Raw genomic sequence first — 1,261 nt, forward strand, 5'->3', positions numbered from 1 at the left:
TTCGGGGGGGATGCAAGGGGGGCCGAGAAGGGGGCGAAGCCCCATAACCGGCCCCCTCTGCCGCCCGCCGCGCAGGCGACCCAAACAAGATCAAAGGAAAAAGCCGCTGTGCCCGCAGGGCAACACAAACCCATCGCAAAAACCAAGCCTCTTTCACCGTTTGCCGCCCGCCGCGCAGGCGGCCCGAACAAGATCAGAGAAAAAGCCGCTGTGCGGGCAGGGCAACACAAACCCATCGCAAAGACCAAGCCCCTTCCACCTCTTTGCCAGCGCACAAACGACCAAAGCAAGATTAAAAAACCCCCATTCCCGCAGGGCAACACAAACCCGTCTCGAAGACCAGCCCCCCTTCCCCCCTCACGCAGACGACCCAAACGGCAATGAGTGAAAGGCCCCCGTGCCCACCATGCCGCACGTTGCGTGACGGGGCCTCCTGTGTCACAAGAGAATCGGCGGAGTTGCGCGCCCTTGCGCGTTGCCGCACATTCTTTCGCGGGGGACGTCATGTTGAGCGTTTTTGATCTGTTCAAAATCGGCATCGGGCCGTCCAGCTCGCATACCGTGGGTCCCATGGTGGCGGGCAAGGCATTTGCAGGCGAGCTGGCGGTGCTGGGGCTGTTGCCCCTGACCGGGCGTGTAACCGTGGATCTTTTTGGTTCTCTGGCCCTTACGGGTGAAGGACACGGCACCACCGGGGCCATCCTCGGTGGCCTTGAGGGCGAGGAGCCGGCAACGGTTGATACGGCCCATCTGGCCCGGCGCACGGCGGAGCTGAAAAACAATGCGGACCTGAATCTCATTTGCGCGCGCCACATTCCGTTCATGTATGAGCGCGACATGCGCCTGCACAAGGGCATGTTTCTGCCCCGGCACTCCAATGCCATGAAGCTTGTGGCCTACACCGCCGACGGCACGGAACTGTATTCGCGCGTCTATTATTCCATCGGCGGCGGCTTTATCCGCACCGACGCTGACTTTGAAACCGGGCCGGAAGAATACCCCGCGCCGCCCTACGTGTATGAAAATGCCGAAGAGCTGTTTGCCCATTGCGAGCGCGAAGGCAAAACCGTGGCCCAGATCGTCATGGTCAATGAAAGTTTCTGGCACTCAGAGGCTGAGGTTCGTCGCCGCGCTCAGGCCGTCATGGATGTCATGCGCGATTCGGTGGAGCGCGGCTGCTATACCGACGGCATATTGCCCGGCGGGTATAACGTGCGCCGCCGCGCGCCCAACCTGCTGCGCAAGGTCAGCGCTCTTCAGG

Annotated in this window: 1 protein-coding gene; it reads left to right on the top strand. The window is 61.8% G+C overall.

Annotated features, from left to right (window positions below):
* Positions 1-504 precede the first annotated feature (504 nt).
* On the top strand, positions 505-1,261 hold a 757-nt coding region (locus V6C16_RS13550), incomplete at its 3' end, for a serine dehydratase beta chain (protein ID WP_333543476.1).

This window comes from Desulfovibrio sp. 1188_IL3213, from assembly GCF_036763145.1.
In the GTDB taxonomy this organism is placed as follows: Bacteria; Desulfobacterota; Desulfovibrionia; order Desulfovibrionales; family Desulfovibrionaceae; genus Desulfovibrio.